We start from the raw sequence: 22,375 nt of genomic DNA, 5'->3' as shown, positions 1-22,375 counted from the left end.
CGACGTGTTATTATACGCGAGCTAAGCGACCGACGCGGGAGACCGGGCCGAGCGAGCCCGAAACGGGCCGGAACCACCAGACGGCGCGATTCTCCCCTTAGCGCCTGCATAACTAACCAGTCAGGTACGTTACAGTATGTCGACAGACGATGAACTGCAGTGCTCCCCGCGCGGGCGGGTGACGATGGACCGGAATCAGCTCTTCTCGATCGCCGTCGCCGCGCTCTGTATGGCCACGCTGGGCGTCGCGGGGACGACCCTCGACACCACGGTGTCGGGCGCGCCGGCGGACGTCCTCGATATGGACTTCGACGCGCAGCCGGTCGGACAGGAGTCGGCCGAGGCCATCGACGAGAGCATCGAATCGAACAGAGAGCGGGTCGAACAGGGGAAGCGCTCGAACGCTCGGGAACGACAGCGCCAGTCGGCCGATAGCGGCGCTTCGAGCGGGGACGGCGGCTCTTCGGGCGGCGCGTCGACGCAGTCCGAGGACGCGTCTACCGACCCGACGCCCTCGTTCGTAGAACAGTTGCTCGAACTGTTGACGGCGCTGCTCCCGTACTCGCTGGCGGCGCTCGCCGTCGGTGCCGTCGCCGCGCTCGCCTATCGCTACCGCGCCCGAATCGCGGCGCTCGCGCTCGCGTTCGTCCCCGATGGCGGCCGCGGCGACGCCGGTGAGTCCGATCCGATAGTCGGGCCGTGGGACGACGGGCAGTTCGGCGACGACGTCCACCGAGCGTGGTACGCGATGGTCACGCATCTCGATATCGACCGGCCGTGGGCGAAGACGGCCGACGAGTGTCGCCGGCGGGCGGTCGAGGCGGGACTCGACCCCGAGGCGGTCGGGCGGCTCACGGAGACGTTCCGCGAGGTGCGCTACGCCGAATCGGGGCCGACCCCGGACCACGAGCGGCGGGCGCGGGAGTCCCTCGCCCGGCTCGACCTCGGAGGGGAGTCGGCGTGAACGCCGCCCGCGGCGTCTTCGCGGCGGCCGGATCGATCGCCCTCGCCGCCGCCGGCCTGCTCGTCCTCGAACCGGGACTGGCGTCGGCCGTTCCGACCGACGCCGCCGTCGCGGCGCTGGGCAACGATTACCTCCTCGTCGCCGCGTTCGGCGTCGCCGCGCTCGCGCTCGTCGCGGCGGTACTGGGCGGCCGGGCGGTCACGGACGTAGCGCAGGCGACGCCGCCCCGACCGGAGACGGTACAGCGCGCGCCCCGCTTCGGGAGCGACTTCGACGAGACGGTCGACAGTAAGGTCGGCCTGCGCGCCCGCCTGTTCTCCGACCGCCGCGAGACGGTCCGCGAACGCCTCCGCGAGAACGCAGTCCGCGCCGAACTCGCCGCCGAGGGCTGCCGCCGGGCGGAGGCCCGGAAGCGGGTCGAGGCGGGCGACTGGACCGACGACCCCGACGCAGCGGCCTTCCTCGGGGCCTCGCTCTCGCCGCCGGTTCGCTCGCGGCTCCGGGCGGCGGCCCGCGGCCAGACGTGGTTCCAGCGCGGCGCGCGCCGAACCGCCGAAGCGATCGCGACGAAGGCGAAATCGGGGGAGGCCGACCGATGAGCACGACCCGGACGACCACGCGGTGGCGCGGCGTCGTCGGCGTCGCGCTGTTCGCCGGTGCGGCCGGCGTCCTGCTCAAGCGACCGTCGCTCCTCCTGCTCGCGACGGCCGGGGTCGCCCTCGCGGCGTACCCGCGGCTGACGCGCCCGCCGACCGTCTCGCTGGACATCGAGCGGGCAACCGACGCGGACGAACCCGCCGATGGCGACCCGGTCGAGGTCACGGTGACGGTCCGCAACACCGGCGGATCGACGCTGACCGACTGCCGCCTCGTCGACGGCGTCCCGCCCATGCTGTCGGTGATCGACGGGACGCCCCGTCACGCGGCGGTCCTGCGGCCCGGGGCCTCGACGACGTTCTCCTACACCGTCCGCGCGACCCGCGGCGTCCACCGCTTCGAACCGGCGTCGGTCGTCGCCCGCGATATCGCGGGGGCGAACGAGGTCGAGACCGCCGTCGGCACCGACACCAGCCTCGCCTGCGAGTCGTCGGTGCCGGCGGTCCCGCTCCGGCGACAGACCGGCCGGCGGGTCGGCGACCTCGTCACCGACGAGGGCGGGAGCGGTATCGAGTTTCACCGCACCCGCGACTACCGCGCGGGCGACCCGCTCTCCCGCGTCGACTGGAAGCGCTTCGCCCGGACCGGCGAACTGGCGACCGCCGAGTACCGCGAGGAGCGGGCGACCTCCGTGGTCCTGTGTCTCGACGGCCGCGAGGCCGCCTTTCGGACCCGAGCGTCGGGCGAACCCCACGCCGTCTCGCACTGTCTGGGCGCGATCGAACAGACCTTCGGCGAGCTGCTGGAAACCGCTAACCAGGTCGGCCTCGCCGGGTTCGGCACCGACTTCTGTTGGCTCGCGCCGGGAGCGGGGACCGAACAGGCCGCCCGCGGGCGGGACCTGCTCGCGTCTCACCCGACGCTGTCGGTCCACCGCCCGGCCGAGCCGACGACGGCCGACGCGCTGTCCGAACAGGCGGCCGAACTCCGGAAGCGACTGCGCGGCGACACGCAGGTCGTGCTGTTCTCGCCGCTGCCGGACGACGCCATCGTCGAGACGTGTCTGCGGCTGGAGGCCGACGGCCACGCCGTGACGGTCATCTCACCAGACGTGACCAACGAGGAGAGCGTCGGCGGCCGCCTCGCCGGGTTCGAGCGGTCGAGGCGGCTGGATTCACTGCGCGAGAGCGGCGTCCGAACCGTCGAGTGGACGCCCGACCGGTCCTACGGGGCGGCGCTCGTCCGAGCGCAGGAGCGGTGGTCGGCGTGACGACGCACCGTCCTACCCGCCTGAGCGCGGCGCTGTCGGTGCTCGTCGGCGCGGCCGCGCTCGCGCTGGTCGGGACGACGCCGGCCCAGCGGCTCACCGTCGGGGCGACGCTCGTCGCGCTCGTCCCGCTGGCGCTCGGCCTCGAACTGCGTCGGCGCAGTCACGTCGCGGCCGGTCTCGCGCTCTCGTCGCTCGGGACGGTCGGCGTCGCCGGGGCGCTGGCGCTCGGGAGCACGCGGGTCGCGTCGTTCAGCGACGGCATCGAACTGTATCCCGGACTGGTCGGGCTGTTCGTCCTCGCCCTCGCGCTGGGCCCGGTCTGGGCGGGCCGCGAGCGCGCGCTCGTCTCGGTCGGAACGGGGCTACTGCTGGTTTCGGTGATCGCCAGCGCCGCCGTGTACGGGACCGACACTACCGGCTTGCTCGTCGCCGGCGTCGGGACGGTACTCGCGTGGGACCTCGCGGAACAGGCCGTGAACCTCGGCGAACAGGTCGGCCGCGAAGCGAAGACGCGGACGGTCGAACTGACTCACGCGGGCGCGACAGCGGCCGTCGGCGTCGGCGCCATTCTCGCCGTGCAGGTCGTCGTCGACGCCGACGTGACCGGACTCTCGCTGCCCGTGCTCGCTAGTCTGCTCGGTTCGGGGCTGTTGCTGACGCTGGCGCTGTATAATTGACCGTCGGCACCTGCGTCTCCTCGGTGATGTCCGCGACCACGTCCGCCTTCTCGACGCCGTCGACGCGGGCGTCGGCCGTCAGGACGAGCCGGTGGGCCAGCACCGACTCCGCGACGAACTTCACGTCCTCGGGCGTGACGTACTCCCGGCCGTTCCCGACCGCGACGGCGCGGGCGGCCTCGAACAGCCGCTGAGTCCCCCGCGGCGAGACGCCGCCGTCGACTCGTTCGTCGGACCGCGTCGCTCGGGTGAGCGTGGCGATGTAGCGGCGGACGTCGTCTTCGACGTGGACCGCCTCGGGGGCCGCCCTGAGTTGCCGCACGTCCGCGTCGTCACAGACGGGCTCGACGGCGGGCGTCTGACTCGTCCGGGAGGCCCGCCGGTCGATGAGTTCGAGCTCGCCCTCCATCCCGGGGAAGCCCAGGCTCGTCTTCACGACGAAGCGGTCCTTCTGGGCCTCCGGCAGCGGGAACGTGCCCTCCTGTTCGACCGGGTTCTGCGTGGCGATGACGAAGAACGGCTCCGGGAGCGGGTGGGTCTCCCCGTCGACGGTCACCTGCCCCTCCTCCATCGCTTCGAGCAGCGCGGCCTGGGTCTTCGGCGACGCGCGGTTGATCTCGTCGGCCAGCACGACGTTGGCGAAGACGGGTCCCGGCTGGAACTCGAAGTCCCCCTCGGTCTCCTCGTAGACGTGCGTGCCGGTCACGTCCGAGGGGAGGAGGTCGGGCGTGAACTGCACCCGGGAGTACGAGAGCCCCAGCGCCGTCGCGAAACACCGGGCGGTCAGGGTCTTGCCGGTCCCCGGCGCGTCCTCTAAGAGGACGTGACCGCCGGCCTGAAACCCCGCGAGAACCGTCCGCAACACCTCGTCGTCGACGACGACCGCTCGGCTCACTTCCTCCAGCAGCGCCGTACACTGCGCTCGAACCGCGGTTGCGTCCATGTTCCCGTCTCACGGCCGAACGGCCTTATTATCGCCAACCTAAGTGGTTCGATGGCGGTCGGTCGAGCGTCCGCGCCCTCGCTTAACGGTGTCGTAATTATGCACCTAGAGTAAGTAGCCACACACATGCGCGATGCGAATCGGACCGAGCGGTCGAACCGCGAATACGGGGGTGGCCACCACGTCGAGGGGGACGAGATCCGCGGGCAGTCGTCGTCGTTCTCCGCCCGTTCGACGCAGTTTCGTCACGCGGCGAGCGAACACCCGATCGAACTCGCCGTTCGCCTCGTCGCCGGTATCACCGGCATTCTCCTGATAACGATCGCCGTCGAGCGCGTTACGCAGCCGGCGCTGGCTTACGATCTTCTCGTACTACTACAGTCTCCCACGGGACAGTGGCTCACCGTCATGGCGTTCGCGCTCGTCCTCCTCTCGTGTGCCGTCCGAAGCGGGATGCCCTGAATCGACGGACTCACACGTCGGCCAGCCCGCCGCTCCCGCCCCTTTTCCGGCCGTAGCTGCGATTCGTGAATAAATTCTGACATCGGGCGTGGGCCTGTTTCGCACGGCTATCTCACGACGTACACCGGTCACGTGCCGCGGTTTCGCCGATCCCGCAAAATGGCGCGAAACGAGCTTATGTCCGGTCTAATAGCACTTTAGCAACTTCAATGTAAAGGGACGACAGGGGCAAGGGGCAAGCGAGATGAAACGCAACTCCAACCGCCGCGCGTTCCTCACGACAACCGCAGCGGGTGCCGCTGCGTTCGCGGGGTGCGGTGCCTTCGGAGATTCCGGTCAGTCAGACACCCAGACGCCCGAGGGCGACGGGACGGCGACGCAGGCCCCGGCGCAGACCGAGAACGGGACGGGGACGCCCGAGGAGACGGGCACCCCCACTCAAGAGTTCGACTACACGGACCGCGGGACGGTCCTCGACGACTTCGAGGATCTCGAATACTGGGGGACGATTCAGGGCGACGTCTCCGCCGAAACCGAGGACGTCTTCCGCGGCAGCCAATCCGTCCGCATTCAGAACCCCTCCGGCGGCGGCGCGGGGATGTACAAGGCCTACCCCGACGGCCTCGACCTCACGAAAAACAACCTCTCGATCGCCGTCAAGATGGAGAAACCCAGCCCGGGCAAGCTCGCGATGGAGGTCATCGCCCCCGCCCGGAGCGACCACCTCGTCTGCCGGCGCTACATCCCCGACGCCATGAACGGCTGGATGCGCGTCGACCTCGGCTACACCGGCCTCCGCGGCGACCCCATGCTGAAGAGCGTCCAGGAGCTCCGCATCGTCGTCCTTTCTGACGGCGAACCCATCAACTTCGTCGTCGACGACCTCCGCAAACACAAGAAGCCCACCGACAAGGGCCGCGTCATGCTCTCGTTCAGCGACACGTACGCGTCCCAGTACGACGTGGCGTTCCAGGAGCTCCAGAAGCGCGATATGTCCGCGATGGTCGCCGCCGTCCCCGACCGAATCAACAGCGACGGCGCGCTCACGACGGGCCAACTTCGAGAGATGCAGGACGCCGGCTGGGACGTCGTCTCCTCGCCGCACATCGGCACGCCGCTGCCGGAACTCTCGGAGGACGAACAGCGCCGGACCATCAAACAGACGAAGGAGTACCTCCGCCTGAAAGGGTTCCGCGAGGGAATGCGGTTCATGTCCATCCCGTACGGGAGCTACAACAGGACGACGCTTGACCTCGTCGACGAGTTCCACGAGTACGGCTTCGCCTACGGCGCGGGACCGAACGCCATCCCGCCGGTCGGCACCTCCGCCGTCTCGACGGTCAGCGGCGCGGACCTGAACGGCGCGGCCCGGATGATCAACCTCGCGGCGAAGTACAACCAGCTCACCGTCGTCAACTTCGGCAACATCGGCAAAGACCAGAGCGTCGACAAGGAGCACTTCAACCACCTGCTGGACATCATCGAGGACTGGCAGAGCCAGGACAAGATCGAGGTCACCACGCCCTCGGGCCTCCTCAAGCTACAGCAGTCCTGAGCGGCCGACCGAAGTCGCTGTTCCCCCGTTGCTATCGGGCGGCGTCGCCGCGGCCGTGTCCTTCTCGTTATCGCATAACTCGTCGAGACCGACCGTCGCTCGGGTACTGGTCCCGCCTCGGCCTGTCGGTGTTCGAATACCCCGACTCAGTTCTGTTCCAGCGACCCCGCGGGCCGGGCGGGTCGAACGACGACGAGCTCTCCGCCCTGAATGGTGACCTCGTAGTCGTCCAGTCGGAAGAACAGTTGGGCGTCTTCCCGTCGCGTTTGGTCGTTCGCCGGCCGGAACAGCCGGTCGAGCGCGTCCGGGTCGACGACGTCGTAGACCCGACTGGCCACCTGCGCCGGTTCGATGTCCTCGGCGTCGGCGATGGCTCTGACGACGGACTCAGAGAGGGGCCGGTCCGCGGAAAGGGAGCGCCTTTCCACGTTCTCGTGCATACCTACCCTATACACGTCCACCCATGAAACAGTTTGGCATATATTCTTATCCCCCGGCACACCCGGGCCGGTATATGGATAGGGAGACCGAATCCGCTCGGATTACGTGTCGTACACGCGAACCGTCCCGTCGCCGGTGATCTCGACGAGACAGTCGGCCAGTTCGAAGGTGAGTCGGCCCTGCCGTCCCGATCCGTCGGGCCGGGGTCGGAAAATACGGTCGAGCGCGTCCGGGTCGACGTGGTCGTTCACGCGGGGGACGACGCCGGCCGGCGAGACGCCGACCGCCTTCGAGACGGCGTCGACGACGGTCACCGTCAGTTCGCTGTGCGGGTCGTCGAAGTCGTGTTCGACGACCATGTCCGGCCTCGCGGCCGTGGAGACGACGCTGATCGGTCGATCGGTCGGTCTCGGTTCGTTCTCTTCGTGACCCTTCACGTCTTCTCACCTTGTTCCGCTGGGCTCGTTCGAGCGCGGCCCGTTCGACGCCCCAGTTTCGACTCCGACTTTGGAAGATACCGTATTAAAATCTATCTCCGTATCAGTCGATGACCCGGCGTCAGACGACCGCGTCCCGGCTTTCCCATTCGGTCTCGCGCTGACTACTGCCGTCTCTCGATCCCCGGCTCCCTCACGTTCACGTCACGCTCTCGCCGGAGGACTGCGAAGCGCTTCGCTCGGGGACCGTCCACGTGCGCTCCTCCGTCGTCGAGAGGCGAGGGAGGTCGGCGTTTTCGAGGACTCGGTCGCGCCAGATGGCGTAGGTGAGGACGTTCCAGGACTGCCGACCGCTGCCCTCGATGACGGACTCGCGTTCGTCGTCGGGGACGAACGCAGGCGGTTCGTACGTCTCGAAGGCCGACGAGAGCGGCCCCGACCGCAGGTACCGCTGGAACGGCAACACGCCCGCGCCCTTCGGCTGCCCGATGGGGTACTCCGGCAGCCGGTCGCGTAGCAACTGCTTGAGATGGTGTTTCGTCGAGACGTCGTAGAGGTGTCTGGGGCCGGAGACGAAGCGCCGCTCGGCGGGAATCGACAGCGACGTCTCGATCATGCTCCGGGTCTCGAAGGGGTTGGTCAGCGTGTTCCCGTGGGCCATCGCCAGCTGTCGCCAGCGCGCGCCGACCCGGTGGCCGAAGACGAGGTTCATGTGCCGGCACTCGGCCTGCCGGGCGAACCGACTGTGTGTGTCGTCGAGTGGCACCCGTTCGGTCACGTACTCCGTCTGGGCGGCGACGCGGTCGTCGACGAGCGAGGGATCGAACAGCCGCTTCGCGTAGCCGGGGTTCGAGTACGTCGCGTACTGGTGTGCGAACGAATCGGCGTCGTCGATGGGACGGTCGAGCTGGGCGTCGAGCTCGTCCATCCACTCGACGAACCCGCCGACCGGTCCGGGTCCGTACCGAGCGAGTCCGCGCGAGAGGGGGGTGTTCAGCAGCGGACTGGCCCAGTCGGCGTAGCGCGGTCCTCTCATGGGCGTATTGCCGAAGATGGAGTCCGCGCCGACGGCCATCACGTAGCGTCGCCCGGAGTACTGCCGGAGGGCTTCGTTCACCATCAGCACCTGTAGCGGACAGGAGGGCGACCCGGTCGCGTCGATGCTGTCCTCTAAGTGTTCGAGGACGTCCGCCTCGGGGATCATCTCCTGTTCGAACGGCGCGTCGAAGTGGTCGGCCCCCTCGCGCGCGTACTCGACCTCGTAGGCGTACTCCTCGGAGTCCACGCCGGCGTTCAGCATCGTCGAGCCCTCGAAGAACGTCTGGGTGAGCGTCGAGTCCACGCCACCGGAGTAGAGGTTGATAGCGTCGCCGTCGAACCCGTCGGTCGCCATCAGGTCGTCGTACGTCGATTCGATGGCCGCGGGGGCCCGCGACGGCGGCGTCTCCGTCCGCGTCGAGAGCGTCCCGACGCGTTCGCTGGTCGTCTCACCACTGTCGAGGTGCCAGGTGCGCCACTCACCCTGTTCGACGCCGTCGACCTCCTCGACGAACCCCGTCGCGCCGACGGGCGCGCGGAACAGCAGGTGGTCGATTACCGTCTCGTCGCTGACCGTCCGCTCCCCGACCGGGACTTCGGCCAGCGCGTTGCGGAAGTGGTCCGCGAGGACGAACTCGCCGTTGGTCTCCGTCCAGTAGAGGCGGTGACCGCCGGTGACCGACCGGTAGGCGTGGACGGTCCGCCCGGAGTCGTCCTCGACGTTGACCGCGATGGCGTCCTCGGTGACCGACGGCAGCTCTCGCTTGACCTCGGCGACTGACCCGGCGTCTCGAAGCACGCGCTCGATACTCGATACGTCGACGCCGGCGACGACCCACGTACCGGTGTCCGTCTCCAGCGTTCTGGCCGCCGGGTCGGCCACGAGCAGGCGAAACGATCCGGTCATTGCGCGGGAGTTGTGCGGGTATCCCCATTATTATGCCGTTGCTATGCGGCGAATTCTCGGTCGCGTCGCCCTCTCGACGCGAATTCGCGGCGTACGGGTCGGCTGTGACGGGTGAGTCCTGCATCCGGATTCGGTGGCCGACGAGAGGACTGTCCGAAAGCCGTCTTTCGCCCCCGATCTGTGACCGTCAGCTGCGCCGTAATGGCGATTCTATATCGCGGATAGCGATTTACCGAAGGCGAGTTTCGACTCGCGGCCGAGATACGAAGTGACAGCCAGAACGCTCCGCTCGCGTCGGTCTTCGGCGATAGCTGCCGTCAGTAGCGAGGAGAGATCACGAAAGCGAGGGACGCGCGTCGTAGGATTCGTGTTTCGCTCGTCTCGCCGTCTCAGGCCGGATTCTCTACCTGGTACTGTCCGCAGTGTTACTGCGGCAGAGAGTCGCCCGCGCCGCCGTTACCGTAGCGCGTCGTCAGTACGCTCGAAACGATGCTCTGGCGGAGTCGTATGCGGTGGCGACACACGTCGACGGTCTCTCTCGCCGGTCGCGGCTGTCGGCGGGACGAGTTCCGTCCGGTCGTTTGCAGGAGTCGTGGAGCCGTCTCGTCTCGGCGAAAGTCGCGATTCGCAGATCGAACGGCGAACGCGGTCGTCTCGCGCCGTTTGAATCGAACCGGCCTCCCGCCGTGAATAAATCGCTATCCGCGATATAGAATCAGCGCAGTCGCGTCCGAAGCGTCTCGGCAGTCCGTTCACCGATGCCATCGACGGCGGTCAGTTCGTCCGACGAGGCCTCGCGGACGCCGTCGACGCTGCCGAAGCGACGCAGCAGGCGTTTTCGCGTCGCCGGGCCGACGCCGGGAACCTCGTCGAGCGCCGTCGAAACCTCGTCGCGCAGCGTCTGGTGGTACTGGACGGCGAAGCGGTGGGCCTCGTCGCGGACTCGCTGAAGGAGGTGGAGGTGCGCGGCGTCGTCGTCCCAGTCGTACACCCCGTTGGGCGCGATCACTAGCTCCTCGTCTTTCGCCAGCGCGACGACGGGCACGTCCCAGCCCGTCTCGGCCAGCGCATCCTGTGCGGCCCCTAACTGTCCCTCGCCGCCGTCGATGAGCAACAGGTCGGGGTCGGGGCGGTCGTCGCGTCCCTCGACGGCGCGCAGCGCGCGCCAGCGGATCAGTTCGCGCATGTTCGCGTAGTCGTCGTTGCGCTCGGTGAGCTTCTTCCGGCGGTAGCCCGACTTCTCGGGCGACCCGTCGACGGCGAGGACGTTCGACCCGACGACGCTGCGGCCCTGCGCGTGGCTCACGTCGAACCCCTCGATGCGGTCCGGGCGGTCGACGCCGAGCGCGTCGGCCAGCGCCCCCACCTCGTCGCTGACGCCGCCGCGCTGGCGGGCGTTCTTCAGCGCGAGGTCCACGAGCGTCGCCTCGCGGCCCGCGCCGGGGACCCGCAGCGCGACGCCTTCGCGTTCCAGCCACGCCTCGATGTCGGGGTCGGCGGGGTCCTCGGCGCAGAGGATCTCGTCGGGGAACTCCCGCTCGGCGTAGTACTGCGCGATGAAGGCCCGATAGACGCCCTCCGGTCCTTCGCCTTCGGGGGAGTCGAGCGTGTGTCGTTCGCGTTCGACGAGCTTGCCGCCCTCGGCGTGTAACCGCGCGACGACGGCCCTATCTCCTTCGACAGCAGCACCGAGTACGTCGGTGCTGGCCGCTCCGTTGGCGTCGCTGACGGCCGTATCGCCCTCGCCGTGGAGCGCCTCGACGGCGTCGAGTTTGTCCCGCAGGTTCGCCGCGCGTTCGAACTCCTGCTGCTCGGCGGCGTCGGCCATCCCGCGGCGGAGGGGGTCGGCGAGCACGCCGATCTCCCCCTCGAAGAAGCGCTCGACGCTCGTCACGTCGTCGGCGTAGTCCGCCTCGCTGATCTCGCCGGTGCAGGGCGCGGTGCAGATGCCCATCTCGTAGTCCAGGCAGGGCCGGTCGCGGTTGCTGTACTTGTGGTCCGAACAGCCGCGCAGGCCGTAGGTCTCCCGGAGAGCCTTCACGACCACTTCGACCCGGCCCTTGTCGGTGAAGGGACCGTACACCGTCGCGCCGTCCTCGGGGTCGCGGGTCACCTCGATGCGCGGAACGGCGTGGTCGGTGAGTTGGACCAGGGGATAGGACTTGTCGTCCTTCAGGCGGACGTTGTACGGCGGCCGGTGGCGCTTGATGAGATTGGCTTCGAGCAACAGCGCCTGCGTCTCCGTGTCGGTGACGGCGAAGTCGATGCGGTCGGCCCGCCCGACCATCTTGCGGATCCGCCGACTTCGGGGGTCGGCGTACGACCGGACGCGGTCCCGCAGATCGACGGCCTTCCCGACGTACAGCACTCGGCCCTCGCCGTCCTCGAACTGGTAGATGCCCGGTTCCCGGGGCAGGTCGCCGGCCCGCGTCCGAACGCCGTCTGTGTCCATCGGGAGACGGTTGGTGCTCGGCGGAGTTGAACGTCACGCCGGCGAGTCGACTCACGCCAGCGGGTCGTCCGCGGGCGGCGTCGCCCGTCCCGCCTCGGGCGGGGCGTCGCCGGGGAGAAGCGCCGTGCGGAGTCGCTCGATCGCCACATCGTCACCGGAGGCGGGCAGTTCCACGTCGTCGCCGCCGGCCACTTCGACGACGAGCAGTCGCTCGCGGCTCCACGCGTAGACGCCGAGCGCGACGGCCGACAGAACCAGCGCTAGCCCGCCGAACAGCACCATGAGGTCGTCGAGTCGTGCCACGAGCGAGAGCAGGGTCTGGAGCGTGCTCATCATTCCTCCCAGACCGGGGGCCGTGGCCGCGCTCCCGCTGTCCAGCGAGACGCCCCTGGCTAAACTGTCGAGACTGACCAGTTGCCCCGCGACGACGAGCGCGACCCCGGCGACGAGCGCCTTCAGTCCCCCTTCGAGAAAGCGGCTCTCGCCGCTGGTCCGCCGGCCGACGCCGTCGACGTTGGGACGGTCGACCTGTCGGAAGTTGGGGCCAGCGCGGTCGGGCGTGAACACGAGCACGCGGTGGCTCGTCACGACGACGCCGCTCTCGCCGAGCGAGACCCGTTCCTCGACGGTCTCGCCGTCGTACAGCAGGCTCCCGACCCGCGCGCCCCAGTCCATACCCCTACTCATGCGAAGCAGGTGCTTTCAATGTTTGCCCCCAAACGGCTATCTCGCTCGGATGCCGAGATACCACTGATGAGAGCAGATCCGCGCTGTCCCCACTGCTCGGAGAAGGTCAGCGCCACGGCGACGTGGTGCATGCACTGCGGCGCGGACTTCTCGACGCCGATCGACGCCAGCGGCGGACAGTTCGCGGGCGAGGCGTCGATGGTCGAACTCGAATCCGCGCTCGAAGCCGGCGACGTGACCGGAGCGACCCGCCTCCTCCGGCACCGGACGGACGGCTCGCGCCTCGTCGGCGTCGCGCTCGGCATCGTCGCGCTGGTGACGCTCCCCCTCGTCGCTCCCGCGGGGGTGACGTGGGCCTACCTCGCGGCCGTCGTCGCTATCGGGGCGTACGCGGCCCGCCAGCCGAGCGTGGACGACGCCGTTCGAGACGGCGGGACCGCGCTCGCCGTCGCGCCGATTCTCTTGTGGATAGTCGCAGCCGTCCTTCGCGGATTCGCGGGCGTCAGCGCCGTCAACCTGCTCGGCCCGGCGCTGTACGCGGGCGCGGTGTTGTTCGCGGTGCGACGGCTCACGTAAGGACCGGTCGCCGCGTCGAAACGAAGCGAACCGTCGCCGGCCGGACGCGACGGTATCAAAACTACCATGCCCTCCGGCTACGAGGCGACGTACAACAGGTGTCTCCCGTGACCGAAAAACGCGAATACAGAGACGACTACCCCGAGAAGACGCTGTACATCCCCGGTCCGACGGAGGTCCGCGACGACGTCATCGACGAGATGGCCCAGCCGATGTTCGGCCACCGGATGGACCGGATGACCGACCTCTATACGACCATCGTCGAGGACACCAAGGAGTTCCTCGGCACCGACAACGAGGTCATCATCCTGACGGCCTCCGGGACCGAGTTCTGGGAGGCCTCGACGCTCAACCTCGTCGACGAGAACATCCTCGTCCCGACCTGCGGGAGCTTCAGCGAGCGCCACGCGAACGTCGCCGAGCGGCTCGGAAAGGACGTCGACCGACTCGAATACGAGTGGGGACAGGCCATCAAACCCGAGGACATCCGCGAGGAACTCGAAGGGAGCGAGAAGCACTACGACGTGGTCGCGACCGTCATGAACGAGTCCTCGACCGGCGTCCGCAACCCGATCGAGGAGATCGGCGACATCGTCGCGGAGTATCCGGACACCTACTTCGTCGTCGACGCCGTCTCCGCGCTCGGCGGCGACTACGTCGACATCGACGAGCACGACATCGACGTCATCTTCGCCTCGACCCAGAAGGCCTTCGCGATGCCGCCCGGCCTCGCGGTCTGCGTCGTCAGCGACGACGCCTACGACCGCGAGGTCGAGAAGGACTCCGCGTCGTGGTACGGCGGCTTCCAGCGCTCGCTGGACTACTACGACCGGAAGGGCCAGACCCACTCGACGCCGGCCATCCCGGTCATGCTCGCCTACCGCAAGCAGATGAAGCACATGCTCGAAGAGGGCCACGAGGGCCGCGACGAGCGGCACCGAGAGATGACCGAGTACGTCCACGAGTGGGCCAGCGAGCACTTCGACCTCTTCGCCGAGGAGGGGTATCGCTCCCAGACGGTCTCCTGTATCGAGAACACGCAGGGGATCGACGTCGCGGCGACCATCGAGGAAGTCTCCGAGGAGTACGACATGGTCTTCTCGAACGGCTACGGCTCCCAGCTCGGCGAGGAGACGTTCCGCATCGGACACATGGGCGAACACGACGTCGAGAGCATCCGGCGACTCACCGACGCCATCGAAGACGTCGCCGACCTCTGAGACCCGTCGCGCGAAGCGGTCGTCTCGGCTGAGTACTCTGTCACGTTGGTCGGTCGTCGAGAGGGCCGACCGTTCTAATCGACCCCGTAGACTACCTCGTTTTCAGATATTGAAATAGCTCGCCAACGTTTATGACCGGATAGGAATATATCCCTGTTAGTACCCACCTATGAGCCAATCTTTCAATACCGATAACCGACGGCGAGTTCCCGAGGGGACCGTTAGCGAGCAGTTCGACTGGGCAGAGACCGACCCGAGTATGGCGGTCGCCGAGACGATCGCCGCCGCGGCCGGTCGAACGCCGACCGAGGGGACGCCGCTCTACGAATCGATCGACGCGGGAGCGATCGACACGCTGTTCGGGGCCGGAGACGACTCGCCGGATCGCCAGTTTTCGTTCACGCACGAGGGCCTCTCCGTGACGGTCTCGGGCGACGGGACCGTCTCGGCGCGGCCCGCGACCGACTCGGTCTGGTGAGCGGCCGCCGAACCGGCGTCGTCACGTCAGGTGCGCACAGCGGGCAGTATTAGTGGGTGGCTCTCTCAGTACCGACGATGGCAGCCCTCGAAGACGAGACCGACAACCCCTACGTCTCGGACCCGCCGACCGAGTTCGACCCCGCCGGCGAACTCGACGCGGACGAGGCCCGGGAACAGGCCGAGCAGTTGCGCGAGGCCGTCCGCTATCACGACCACCGGTACTACGTCGAGAACGACCCCGTTATCGGCGACCGGGCCTACGACGCCCTGTTCGCGCGTCTCGAAGAACTCGAGGGGGCGTTCGACCTCGACACGTCCGGGAGTCCGACCCAACGCGTCGGCGGCGAACCGCTCTCCGAACTCGACGAGGTCGAACACGTCGCGACGATGGGGTCGATCGACCAGGGCGGCGACGCCGCCGCCGTCCGCGAGTTCGACGAGCGAGTCCGTAACCGACTCGACGAGGCCGACTACGACGGCGACCTGCGGTACTTCTGCGAACCGAAGTTCGACGGGCTCTCGGTCGAGGTCGTCTACGAGGACGGCGAGTACCGGCGGGCGGCCACCCGCGGCGACGGCGAGGTGGGCGAGGACGTCACCGAGAACGTCCGGACCATCGCCAGCGTCCCCCAGCGCCTGCGCGGGGACTACCCCGACTTCCTGGCGGTCCGCGGCGAGGTGTACATGCCCCGCGACGCCTTCACCGAGTACAACCGCGAGCGCGTCGAATCGGGCGAGGACCCCTTCGCCAACCCCCGCAACGCCGCCGCGGGGACGCTCCGCCAGCTCGACCCGAAGGTCACCGCACAGCGGCCGCTCGCCGTCTTCTTCTTCGGCGTCCTCGACGCGTCGGTCGAGTTCGAGAGCCACGCCGACCTGCACGAACGGTTCCCCGAGTGGGGCCTGCGGGTCTGTGACCGGACGCGTCTCGTCGACGACATAGAGACGGCTATCGACTACCGCGACGACCAGCTCGCCGCCCGCGACGACCTCGGCTACGAGATCGACGGCGTCGTCCTGAAAGTCGACGACATCGACGCCTGCGACCTGCTGGGGACGACCAGCCGCGCCCCGCGGTGGGCCTTCGCCTACAAGTTCCCCGCCCGCAAGGAGGAGACCACCGTCAGAGACGTCGTCGTCCAGGTCGGGCGCACCGGCCGGCTGACGCCCGTCGCGCTGATGGACCCCGTCGAGGTCGGCGGCGTGACGGTCACGCGCGCCTCGCTGCACAACCCCTCGCTCATCGAGGAACTGGGCGTGAACGTCGGCGACCGCGTACGCATCAAGCGCGCGGGCGACGTGATCCCCGACGTGGTCGAAGTCGTCGAGAAGAACGGCGACGGCCACTTCGCGTTCCCCGAGACCTGTCCGGTCTGTGACAGCCCGGTCGAGCGCGACGGCCCGATGGCGTTCTGTACCGGCGGTCTCTCCTGTCCCGCCCAGCGCGAACGCTCCGTCGAGCACTACGCCAGCCGCGGCGCGCTCGATATCGAGGGGCTGGGCGAGAAAGCCGTCGAGCAGTTGCTCGACGCCGGCCTCGTCGAGGACGCCGCCGACCTCTACGAACTCGCGGTCGAGGACCTCGAAGAGCTGGAGGGCTGGGGCGAGACCAGCGCGCGGAACCTCGTCGCGGAACTCGACGCCACCCGCGACCCGCCGCTCTCGGACTTCCTCGTCGCGCTCGGCATCCCCCACGTCGGCGACGTGACAGCCCGGAACCTCGCCGCGGAGTTCGGGACGTTCGAGGCGATACGCGAGACAGCGGAGTCGGGCGACCGCGAGGCGTTCGAGGCGGTCCCCGACGTGGGTCCCGAAGTCGCCGAGAGCGTCGTCGAGTTCTTCGAGAGCGAGGGCAACCGCGCCGTGCTCACCCGACTGCTCGACCACGTCGACCCGCAGGCCGCCGAGGCGACCGGCGGCGACGCGCTGGACGGACTGACCTTCGTGTTCACCGGGTCGCTCGACGGCTACACGCGCGGCGACGCACAGGAACTGATCGAGCGACACGGCGGCTCCGCGACCGGTAGCGTCTCGGGCAACACGGACTATCTCGTCGTCGGCGAGAACGCCGGGAAGCGAAAGCGCGAGGACGCCGAGGCGAACGACGTCGAGCTACTGGACGAGGAGTCCTTCGAGGCGTTGCTCGACGAGCGCGGCGTCGAGAGCGAGTAACGAGAGACGAGGCGTTCGGCCCCGTTACAGGTCCGCGAGGTTGAACGTGTAGTAGCTGACGGTCGCGGCGATGCCGATCCACGCGAGCATGAACACGACGACGAAGGGGTCGGAGTAGACGAACGGCATCGGGTTGCCGCCGGCCTGGCAGGAGACGAACGTCCCGAAGAGCCCATCCTGGGCCTGCGGCGAGCCGTTGAGGACGTTCGAACAGATGGTGCGACTCGCCTGCTCGCCCTGGCTGAACATCCCGTAGCGAGCGCTGCGCGCGGCGTTCTCGCCCTCGCCGAGAATCGAGTTGACGAGCGTCTGGTAGGCCTGGTTCGGGTTCAGGAGCTTCAACAGGAGCACGACGTGCCAGCGGATCGCCCCGGTGACGCCCAGTTCGTTCGTCAGTATCTTCCCGACGCCGTTGGCCCCCGCGTTCCAGAGGAACGTGAAGTAGAAGTAGACGATGAAGTTCGCGGCACCGGACCAGAGGCTCTTCGAGAAGGCCCCGGAGATTGAGACGGTGATGGCGACGAACACGAGCGCGAACACCAGCGTGAAGAAACTGAACACCGCGAACAGCCCCGGCTTGAACGTCAGCCGCGAGAGCGCCAGGAAGGCGGCGGTGAGGCCCAGCGAGATAGCGAGGGGGACGCCGAGCACCGCACAGCGGCCCAGCACCTTCCCGACGATGACGTCCTTCCGGGAGTGAGGCAGCGACAGCAGGAGCTTCAGCGACCCCGACGTGCGCTCCTTCGAGATGGCGGCGAAGCCGACGAAGATGGCGACGATGGGCAACAGGAACGTCACCATCCGCGTGTAGATCTGCGAGAGCAGGAGCTGCATCCCGAGTTCCTGTGCGCCCTGACTCACGCCGACGTCGAAGTACAGCGCGAGCGCGACGGGCGAGATGAACGCGACGGTGAAGATGAGCCCGAGCAGCCACAGCCCCTTCGACCGGATGGCGTCCTTGAACTCCTTCTTCGAGACGGTGTACCACTCGAAGGTGTTTCTGAGGGAGCGGTCGACGCCACCGAGCGGACCTGAATCGGCGGTGCTCACGCCTGGACCTCCCGTTCTCGCTCGCGCTGGTCGGTGTAGGCGGTGAAGAGGTCTTCGAGCGAGGCCTCCTCGGTCTCGAAGTCCTCGACGGTGACGCCCGCCTCCTCGAACGCGTTGAGGACGGTCATCTTCGCGTCCCCCTGGCAGTTGACGACGGCGCGGTCGCCCTCCCGCGTGACGCCCGAGACTTCCGGGAGCGAGCGGACCTGCTCGATGGCTTCCGCCAGTCCGTCGGCGTCGGCGACGGTGACGACGAGTTTCATGTCGCCCTGTGCCGCAGAGCGGAGGCCCTCGACGCTGTCCTTGGCGATGAGTCGACCGTCTTGGAGGATGCCGACGGTGTCACACACCGACTCGACCTGGCCGAGGATGTGCGAGGAGAAGAAGACCGTCGCGCCGCGCTCGCTCTCTTCGCGGACCAGGTCGCGCATCTTGCGGGCACCGTTCGGATCGAGTCCGGTCGTCGGTTCGTCGAGGATGAGCAGGTCGGGCTGGTCGACCAGCGCCATCGCCAGCACGAGGCGCTGTTTCATCCCCTTGGAGTAGCCGCCGGCTCGCCGGTCCATCGCGTCGGCGACGCCGACCCGTTCGAGCAGCGCCTCCGGGTCGTCGTCGGCGTCTTTCGACTCGATGACGAACTCCATGTGCTCGCGGCCGGTCAGGCGCTCGTAGACGTCGTAGCCCTCCGGGAGAACGCCGATGCGCTCGCGGATGGCCTTCGAATCGTCCTGTGCGTCCATGCCGAGCACCGTCGCGGACCCCGCCGTCGGCCGGACGAAGTCCAGGAGGACGTTGATGGTCGTCGACTTCCCCGCACCGTTCGGGCCGAGGAATCCGAACACTTCCCCCTCCTCGACCGTCAGGTCCACACCTTGCAGGGCGACGACGTCCCCGAACTCCTTGCGGACGTCGTTCAGTTCGATAGCGGTCATACGCCCGGTTTGCGCCGCCCTCCGGTATAGTCTTTCGTGTTGGCTACACTGAACGAAAACGGCGGCTGCGCCGCCTCAGACCTCCGAATCCGGGTCGTGATTGTCGGCCATCCGCCGGGCTTCGGTCGCGTAGCGCTCCCGGTCCTCGTCGGCGACCGGCTCCAGTCGGTCGGGTTCGACGTCGATCGCCGCGGTGACGCGCTTCTTCATCAGGAGGTTCGTCGAGAGCTGCTTCGTGACGTGACGGTCTCCCTCCGGCGTGGCGTAGACCAGCGTCACCATCCGTTCGTCGCCGAAACTGGAGCGTTCGACCAGCCAGCACCGCACCGTCTCCTCGGAGTCTGTCATTGGACGGGGTTGTGGGGCCGGCGGCTTGTATCCTCCGAGGCGGCGGTGCCGCGGTCGGCGCGTCGTCCGACCTTACCGGCGGTACGATACCCGTCGCCCACCGGCTAAGTCGTCCATTACTTTGCCACTCTGTCCGTTTCGCCCCTCTACGGGACGCCCTGCCAATGATGTACTGTGACTGCACGCCAGAACACGAAGTGGTGTGGGAAGCCGACGAGGCGACGCTGTCCGAGACGCTCGTCGAGGCGATCGCGACCGTCGAGGGGGTTCGCCCCATCGAACTCGAACCGCTCGCCGACACGATAGACGCCGTGGCGCTCGATGCGCTCTTCGAGAGCGCCGACGCGACGCGCGGCCCCGAACAGGTGTTCTTCTTCGCCGTCTCGGGATGGAACGTCTTCGTCAGCGGCGACGGCCGAATCCAGATCTGCGATCCCGAAGAGTCGTCGACCCCTTCTCCCGTGTTCGAGTCCGCTACCGTCGACTGACCGGTCCCGTTGCAGTGTCGCCTCCACCGTCGCTGTCTCCCGGCTCCGCCTCGTCCGCTGCCCTGACTTACGAGTTACCAACCCACTCGGGGAGAGTTTTGCCGTAACTCGTGGTTATAGATGTTCAGAGATATATGCATACTGCACATGACTCATCGCTACGGATTCGGGACGCGCTGTGTCCACGCCGGGCAGGAGGAACCCGACCCGGCGACCGGAGCGCGCGCGCCGCCCATCTATCAGACCTCCTCGTACGTCTTCGAGGACGCGGAGACGGCCGCCGACCGCTACGCGCTGGAGGACGACGGCAACGTCTACTCGCGGTTCGACAACCCGACCGTTCGGACTCTCGAAAACCGGCTGGCGTCGCTCGAAAACGCCGTCGACGCCGTCGCCACCGGGTCGGGGATGGCGGCGCTCGACGCCGCGACGACGGTGCTGGCCCGGGCCGGCGACAACGTCGTCTCGGCGTCCTCTATCTACGGCGGCACCCACTCGTATCTCGCCAACACCGCCAGCCGACGGGGGATCGAATCGCGCTTCGTCGACACGTTGGACCCCGACGCCTACGCCGAGGCGATCGACGACGACACCGCCTACGTCCACTGCGAAACCATCGGCAACCCCTCGCTGGTGGTCCCGCCGCTCGAAGAGATCGCCGAGGTCGCACACGACCACGGCGTCCCCCTGTTCGTGGACAACACCTTCGGGACGCCCGCCCTCTGCCGGCCGTTAGACCACGGGGCGGACGTCGTCTGGGAGTCGACGACGAAGTGGATCCACGGCTCCGGGACCACCATCGGCGGGGTGCTGGCCGACGGCGGCTCGTTCCCGTGGGCCGACTACCCCGAGAAGTACCCCGAGATGGGCGCTGAGAACCCCGCCTTCGGGACGAACTTCGCCGAGCGCTTCGGCGACCGCGCGTTCACGATGGCCGCCCGCCAGCGGGGCCTCCGCTCGCTCGGCGACGGCCAGAAGCCCTTCGACGCGTGGGCGACGCTGCAGGGCAGCGAGACCCTCTCGCTTCGGATGGAGCGGCACTGCTCGAACGCGCTGACCGTCGCCGAACACCTCCGGGACCACGACGACGTCTCGTGGGTCACCTATCCGGGTCTCGAATCCCACGAGACCCACGACCTCGCCGACCGCTACCTCGACGGCGGCTACGGCGGCGTCGTCACGTTCGGGCTCGACGGCGGCTACGACGCCAGCCGACAGTTCTGTGAGGAGACGGACTTAGCGCAGTTCCTCGCCAACATCGGCGACGCGAAGACGCTGGTCATCCACCCCGCGAGCACGACCCACGCCCAGCTCTCGGCAGAGGAACAGCGCGCGAGCGGCGTCAGCCCGGACCTGATCCGGATGAGCGTCGGCATCGAGGACCCGGCGGACGTGCTCGGGGACATCGACGAGGCCATCGAGCGAGCCACATGAGCGTCGAATCGGAGACCGTCTCGATCGGCGAGTTCGAGTTCCAGTGCGGCGAGACCGTCGCCGACCTCGAACTGGCCTACGAGACCTACGGCGACTTCTCGGGCGACAACGCCGTCCTCGTCTGTCACGCTCTGACCGGGAGCGCCCACGTCTCCTCGCGCGGCCGCTTCGAGGAGGGCGACCAGGCCTACGCGTGGTGGGACGACATCGTCGGCCCGGGGAAGGCCATCGACACGAAGGAGTACTTCGTCGTCTGCGTGAACGTCCCCGGCTCCTGTTACGGGTCGTCGGGTCCCTCCAGTACGAACCCCGAGACCGGCGAGCCGTACGGGCCGGAGTTCCCGCCCGTCACGGTCGCCGACTGGACGGAGGCCCAGCGCCGCCTGCTGGACGAACTCGGGATCCCCGCGCTGCACGCCGTCGTCGGCGGCAGCGTCGGCGGCATGAACGTCTTGGAGTGGGGCAAGCGCCACCCCGACCACGTCGAGAAACTCGTCCCGGTGGCCGCCGCCCCGCGACTGGACCCGCAGTGTCTCGCGCTGAACGGCATCGCCCGCCGGGCCATCACTACTGACGACGACTGGAACGGCGGCCACTACTACGGCGGCTCCGACAGCGACGAGAACGGGGCCACGTCCGACGGCGGGACCCACCCCGACGAGGGACTGGCGCTGGCCCGGCAGATCGGCCACGTCATGTACTTCTCGAAGGCGAGCATGGAGCGCCGATTCGGTCGCCGCGCCGCGACGCGGGAGGCCGAGCGCGCCTTTCCGACCGACCCCGCGGGCCGCTTCTTCCCGTATCGGGACGTGGAGTCCTACCTCGATTACAACGCCTCGAAGTTCGTTGAGCGCTTCGACGCCAACAGCTACCTCTACCTGACGCGGGCGATGGACAACTACGACCTCTCCTCGGGGTTCGAGTCGGACGCCGACGCGCTGGCGGCCTTCGACGGCGAGGCGCTGGTGATGTCCTTCACCGGCGACTGGCACTTCACGACCCAGCAGTCCGAGGCGCTGGCCGAGGCCCTGCGCGAGACGGACACCGACGTGGCCCACCACGTCGTCGACTCGGATTACGGCCACGACGCCTTCCTCGTCGAACCCGACAACGTCGGCCCGCCGCTGTCTGACTTCCTGGAGGAGGGACTCGACGGCAACGCCGTCTCCGATACGAAGGCCGTCGAGAGCGAGTCGAGCGACTTCGCGCCCGTCCACAACAGTCTCTTCTCGCGCTAGGCGCTAG

General features: G+C 68.3%; 22 protein-coding genes. 13 read left to right on the top strand and 9 right to left on the bottom strand.

What is annotated here, in order from left to right:
- The first annotated feature begins 136 nt into the window (after positions 1-136).
- The 4 genes from GO488_RS13050 to GO488_RS13035 are packed head-to-tail and all read left to right on the top strand — an operon-like array spanning position 137 to position 3,508.
- Complete coding sequence (locus tag GO488_RS13050; RefSeq protein WP_162318264.1) at positions 137-964, top strand: DUF4129 domain-containing protein; 828 nt, start codon at positions 137-139, stop codon at positions 962-964.
- Positions 961-1,563, top strand: a complete 603-nt coding sequence (locus GO488_RS13045; RefSeq protein ID WP_162318263.1) for a DUF7269 family protein — start codon at positions 961-963, stop codon at positions 1,561-1,563. Before GO488_RS13050 ends, GO488_RS13045 begins: the two co-directional genes overlap by 4 nt.
- Entirely contained in the window at positions 1,560-2,831 is a 1,272-nt protein-coding gene (locus GO488_RS13040; RefSeq protein WP_162318262.1) for a DUF58 domain-containing protein, read from the top strand. The genes GO488_RS13045 and GO488_RS13040 overlap by 4 nt, the downstream gene beginning before the upstream one ends.
- On the top strand, positions 2,828-3,508 hold the full coding sequence (locus GO488_RS13035) for a DUF7519 family protein (RefSeq protein ID WP_162318261.1): 681 nt from the start codon (positions 2,828-2,830) through the stop codon (positions 3,506-3,508). Before GO488_RS13040 ends, GO488_RS13035 begins: the two co-directional genes overlap by 4 nt.
- Here GO488_RS13035 and GO488_RS13030 read toward each other — a convergent pair.
- Positions 3,459-4,451: an AAA family ATPase gene (locus GO488_RS13030; protein ID WP_162318260.1), complete on the bottom strand. Its 993-nt coding sequence runs from the start codon at positions 4,449-4,451 to the stop codon at positions 3,459-3,461. The two genes, GO488_RS13035 and GO488_RS13030, sit on opposite strands and share 50 nt — an antisense overlap.
- Before the next feature lie 126 nt (positions 4,452-4,577).
- On the opposite strand from GO488_RS13030, the gene GO488_RS13025 reads away from it, so the two are divergent.
- Together GO488_RS13025 and GO488_RS13020 are read left to right on the top strand one after the other, a co-directional pair.
- Positions 4,578-4,913, top strand: coding sequence for a hypothetical protein (locus tag GO488_RS13025; RefSeq protein ID WP_162318259.1), 336 nt, complete (start codon positions 4,578-4,580; stop codon positions 4,911-4,913).
- Positions 4,914-5,157: 244 nt separating this feature from the next.
- Positions 5,158-6,468, top strand: a complete 1,311-nt coding sequence (locus GO488_RS13020; protein ID WP_162318258.1) for a polysaccharide deacetylase family protein — start codon at positions 5,158-5,160, stop codon at positions 6,466-6,468.
- Between the two features lie 146 nt (positions 6,469-6,614).
- Here the strand turns inward: GO488_RS13020 and GO488_RS13015 are convergent, their stop codons facing one another.
- The 5 genes from GO488_RS13015 to GO488_RS12995 all read right to left on the bottom strand — a co-directional run bounded on the left by GO488_RS13015 (position 6,615) and on the right by GO488_RS12995 (position 12,418).
- The gene (locus GO488_RS13015) at positions 6,615-6,908 is read right to left on the bottom strand and encodes a HalOD1 output domain-containing protein (protein ID WP_162318257.1); all 294 of its coding nucleotides are present in this window, start codon (positions 6,906-6,908) and stop codon (positions 6,615-6,617) included.
- A 102-nt stretch (positions 6,909-7,010) separates the two neighbouring features.
- The gene (locus GO488_RS13010; RefSeq protein WP_162318256.1) at positions 7,011-7,268 is read right to left on the bottom strand and encodes a HalOD1 output domain-containing protein; all 258 of its coding nucleotides are present in this window, start codon (positions 7,266-7,268) and stop codon (positions 7,011-7,013) included.
- Positions 7,269-7,545: 277 nt separating this feature from the next.
- Positions 7,546-9,291 carry an asparagine synthase-related protein gene (locus GO488_RS13005; protein ID WP_162318255.1) on the bottom strand — a complete coding sequence of 582 codons (1,746 nt, stop codon included), beginning with the start codon at positions 9,289-9,291 and terminating at the stop codon, positions 7,546-7,548.
- 715 nt (positions 9,292-10,006) lie between these two features.
- Entirely contained in the window at positions 10,007-11,743 is a 1,737-nt protein-coding gene (locus GO488_RS13000) for an excinuclease ABC subunit C (protein ID WP_162318254.1), read from the bottom strand.
- Between the two features lie 51 nt (positions 11,744-11,794).
- Positions 11,795-12,418 (bottom strand): hypothetical protein, encoded by a 624-nt coding sequence (locus GO488_RS12995; RefSeq protein ID WP_162318253.1) that lies wholly within the window; start codon positions 12,416-12,418, stop codon positions 11,795-11,797.
- 78 nt (positions 12,419-12,496) lie between these two features.
- On the opposite strand from GO488_RS12995, the gene GO488_RS12990 reads away from it, so the two are divergent.
- From GO488_RS12990 to ligA, 4 genes are all read left to right on the top strand, one after another.
- On the top strand, positions 12,497-13,006 hold the full coding sequence (locus tag GO488_RS12990) for a zinc ribbon domain-containing protein (RefSeq protein WP_162318252.1): 510 nt from the start codon (positions 12,497-12,499) through the stop codon (positions 13,004-13,006).
- Between the two features lie 107 nt (positions 13,007-13,113).
- The gene (locus tag GO488_RS12985; protein WP_162318251.1) at positions 13,114-14,226 is read left to right on the top strand and encodes a pyridoxal-phosphate-dependent aminotransferase family protein; all 1,113 of its coding nucleotides are present in this window, start codon (positions 13,114-13,116) and stop codon (positions 14,224-14,226) included.
- Between the two features lie 169 nt (positions 14,227-14,395).
- Positions 14,396-14,704: a HalOD1 output domain-containing protein gene (locus GO488_RS12980; RefSeq protein ID WP_162318250.1), complete on the top strand. Its 309-nt coding sequence runs from the start codon at positions 14,396-14,398 to the stop codon at positions 14,702-14,704.
- Positions 14,705-14,781: 77 nt separating this feature from the next.
- On the top strand, positions 14,782-16,878 hold the full coding sequence (gene ligA, locus GO488_RS12975; RefSeq protein WP_162318249.1) for an NAD-dependent DNA ligase LigA: 2,097 nt from the start codon (positions 14,782-14,784) through the stop codon (positions 16,876-16,878).
- 24 nt (positions 16,879-16,902) lie between these two features.
- Here the strand turns inward: ligA and GO488_RS12970 are convergent, their stop codons facing one another.
- The 3 genes from GO488_RS12970 to GO488_RS12960 all read right to left on the bottom strand — a co-directional run bounded on the left by GO488_RS12970 (position 16,903) and on the right by GO488_RS12960 (position 19,208).
- On the bottom strand, positions 16,903-17,928 hold the full coding sequence (locus tag GO488_RS12970; protein ID WP_162318248.1) for an ABC transporter permease subunit: 1,026 nt from the start codon (positions 17,926-17,928) through the stop codon (positions 16,903-16,905).
- Positions 17,925-18,860 (bottom strand): ABC transporter ATP-binding protein, encoded by a 936-nt coding sequence (locus GO488_RS12965; RefSeq protein ID WP_162318247.1) that lies wholly within the window; start codon positions 18,858-18,860, stop codon positions 17,925-17,927. The genes GO488_RS12970 and GO488_RS12965 overlap by 4 nt, the downstream gene beginning before the upstream one ends.
- 75 nt (positions 18,861-18,935) lie before the next feature.
- On the bottom strand, positions 18,936-19,208 hold the full coding sequence (locus tag GO488_RS12960) for a DUF7967 family protein (RefSeq protein ID WP_162318246.1): 273 nt from the start codon (positions 19,206-19,208) through the stop codon (positions 18,936-18,938).
- A gap of 164 nt (positions 19,209-19,372) precedes the next feature.
- On the opposite strand from GO488_RS12960, the gene GO488_RS12955 reads away from it, so the two are divergent.
- The 3 genes from GO488_RS12955 (at position 19,373) to metX (ending at position 22,368) form a co-directional block, all read left to right on the top strand.
- Entirely contained in the window at positions 19,373-19,696 is a 324-nt protein-coding gene (locus GO488_RS12955; protein WP_162318245.1) for a HalOD1 output domain-containing protein, read from the top strand.
- Between the two features lie 147 nt (positions 19,697-19,843).
- Positions 19,844-21,130 (top strand): O-acetylhomoserine aminocarboxypropyltransferase/cysteine synthase family protein, encoded by a 1,287-nt coding sequence (locus GO488_RS12950; RefSeq protein ID WP_162318244.1) that lies wholly within the window; start codon positions 19,844-19,846, stop codon positions 21,128-21,130.
- Entirely contained in the window at positions 21,127-22,368 is a 1,242-nt protein-coding gene (gene metX, locus GO488_RS12945) for a homoserine O-acetyltransferase MetX (protein WP_162318243.1), read from the top strand. Before GO488_RS12950 ends, metX begins: the two co-directional genes overlap by 4 nt.
- Positions 22,369-22,375 lie beyond the last annotated feature (7 nt).

Origin of the sequence: Haloarcula limicola (assembly GCF_010119205.1) — an archaeon.
Taxonomy (GTDB): domain Archaea; phylum Halobacteriota; class Halobacteria; order Halobacteriales; family Haloarculaceae; genus Haloarcula; species Haloarcula limicola.
This window is presented reverse-complemented; position numbering and strand designations above follow the sequence as displayed.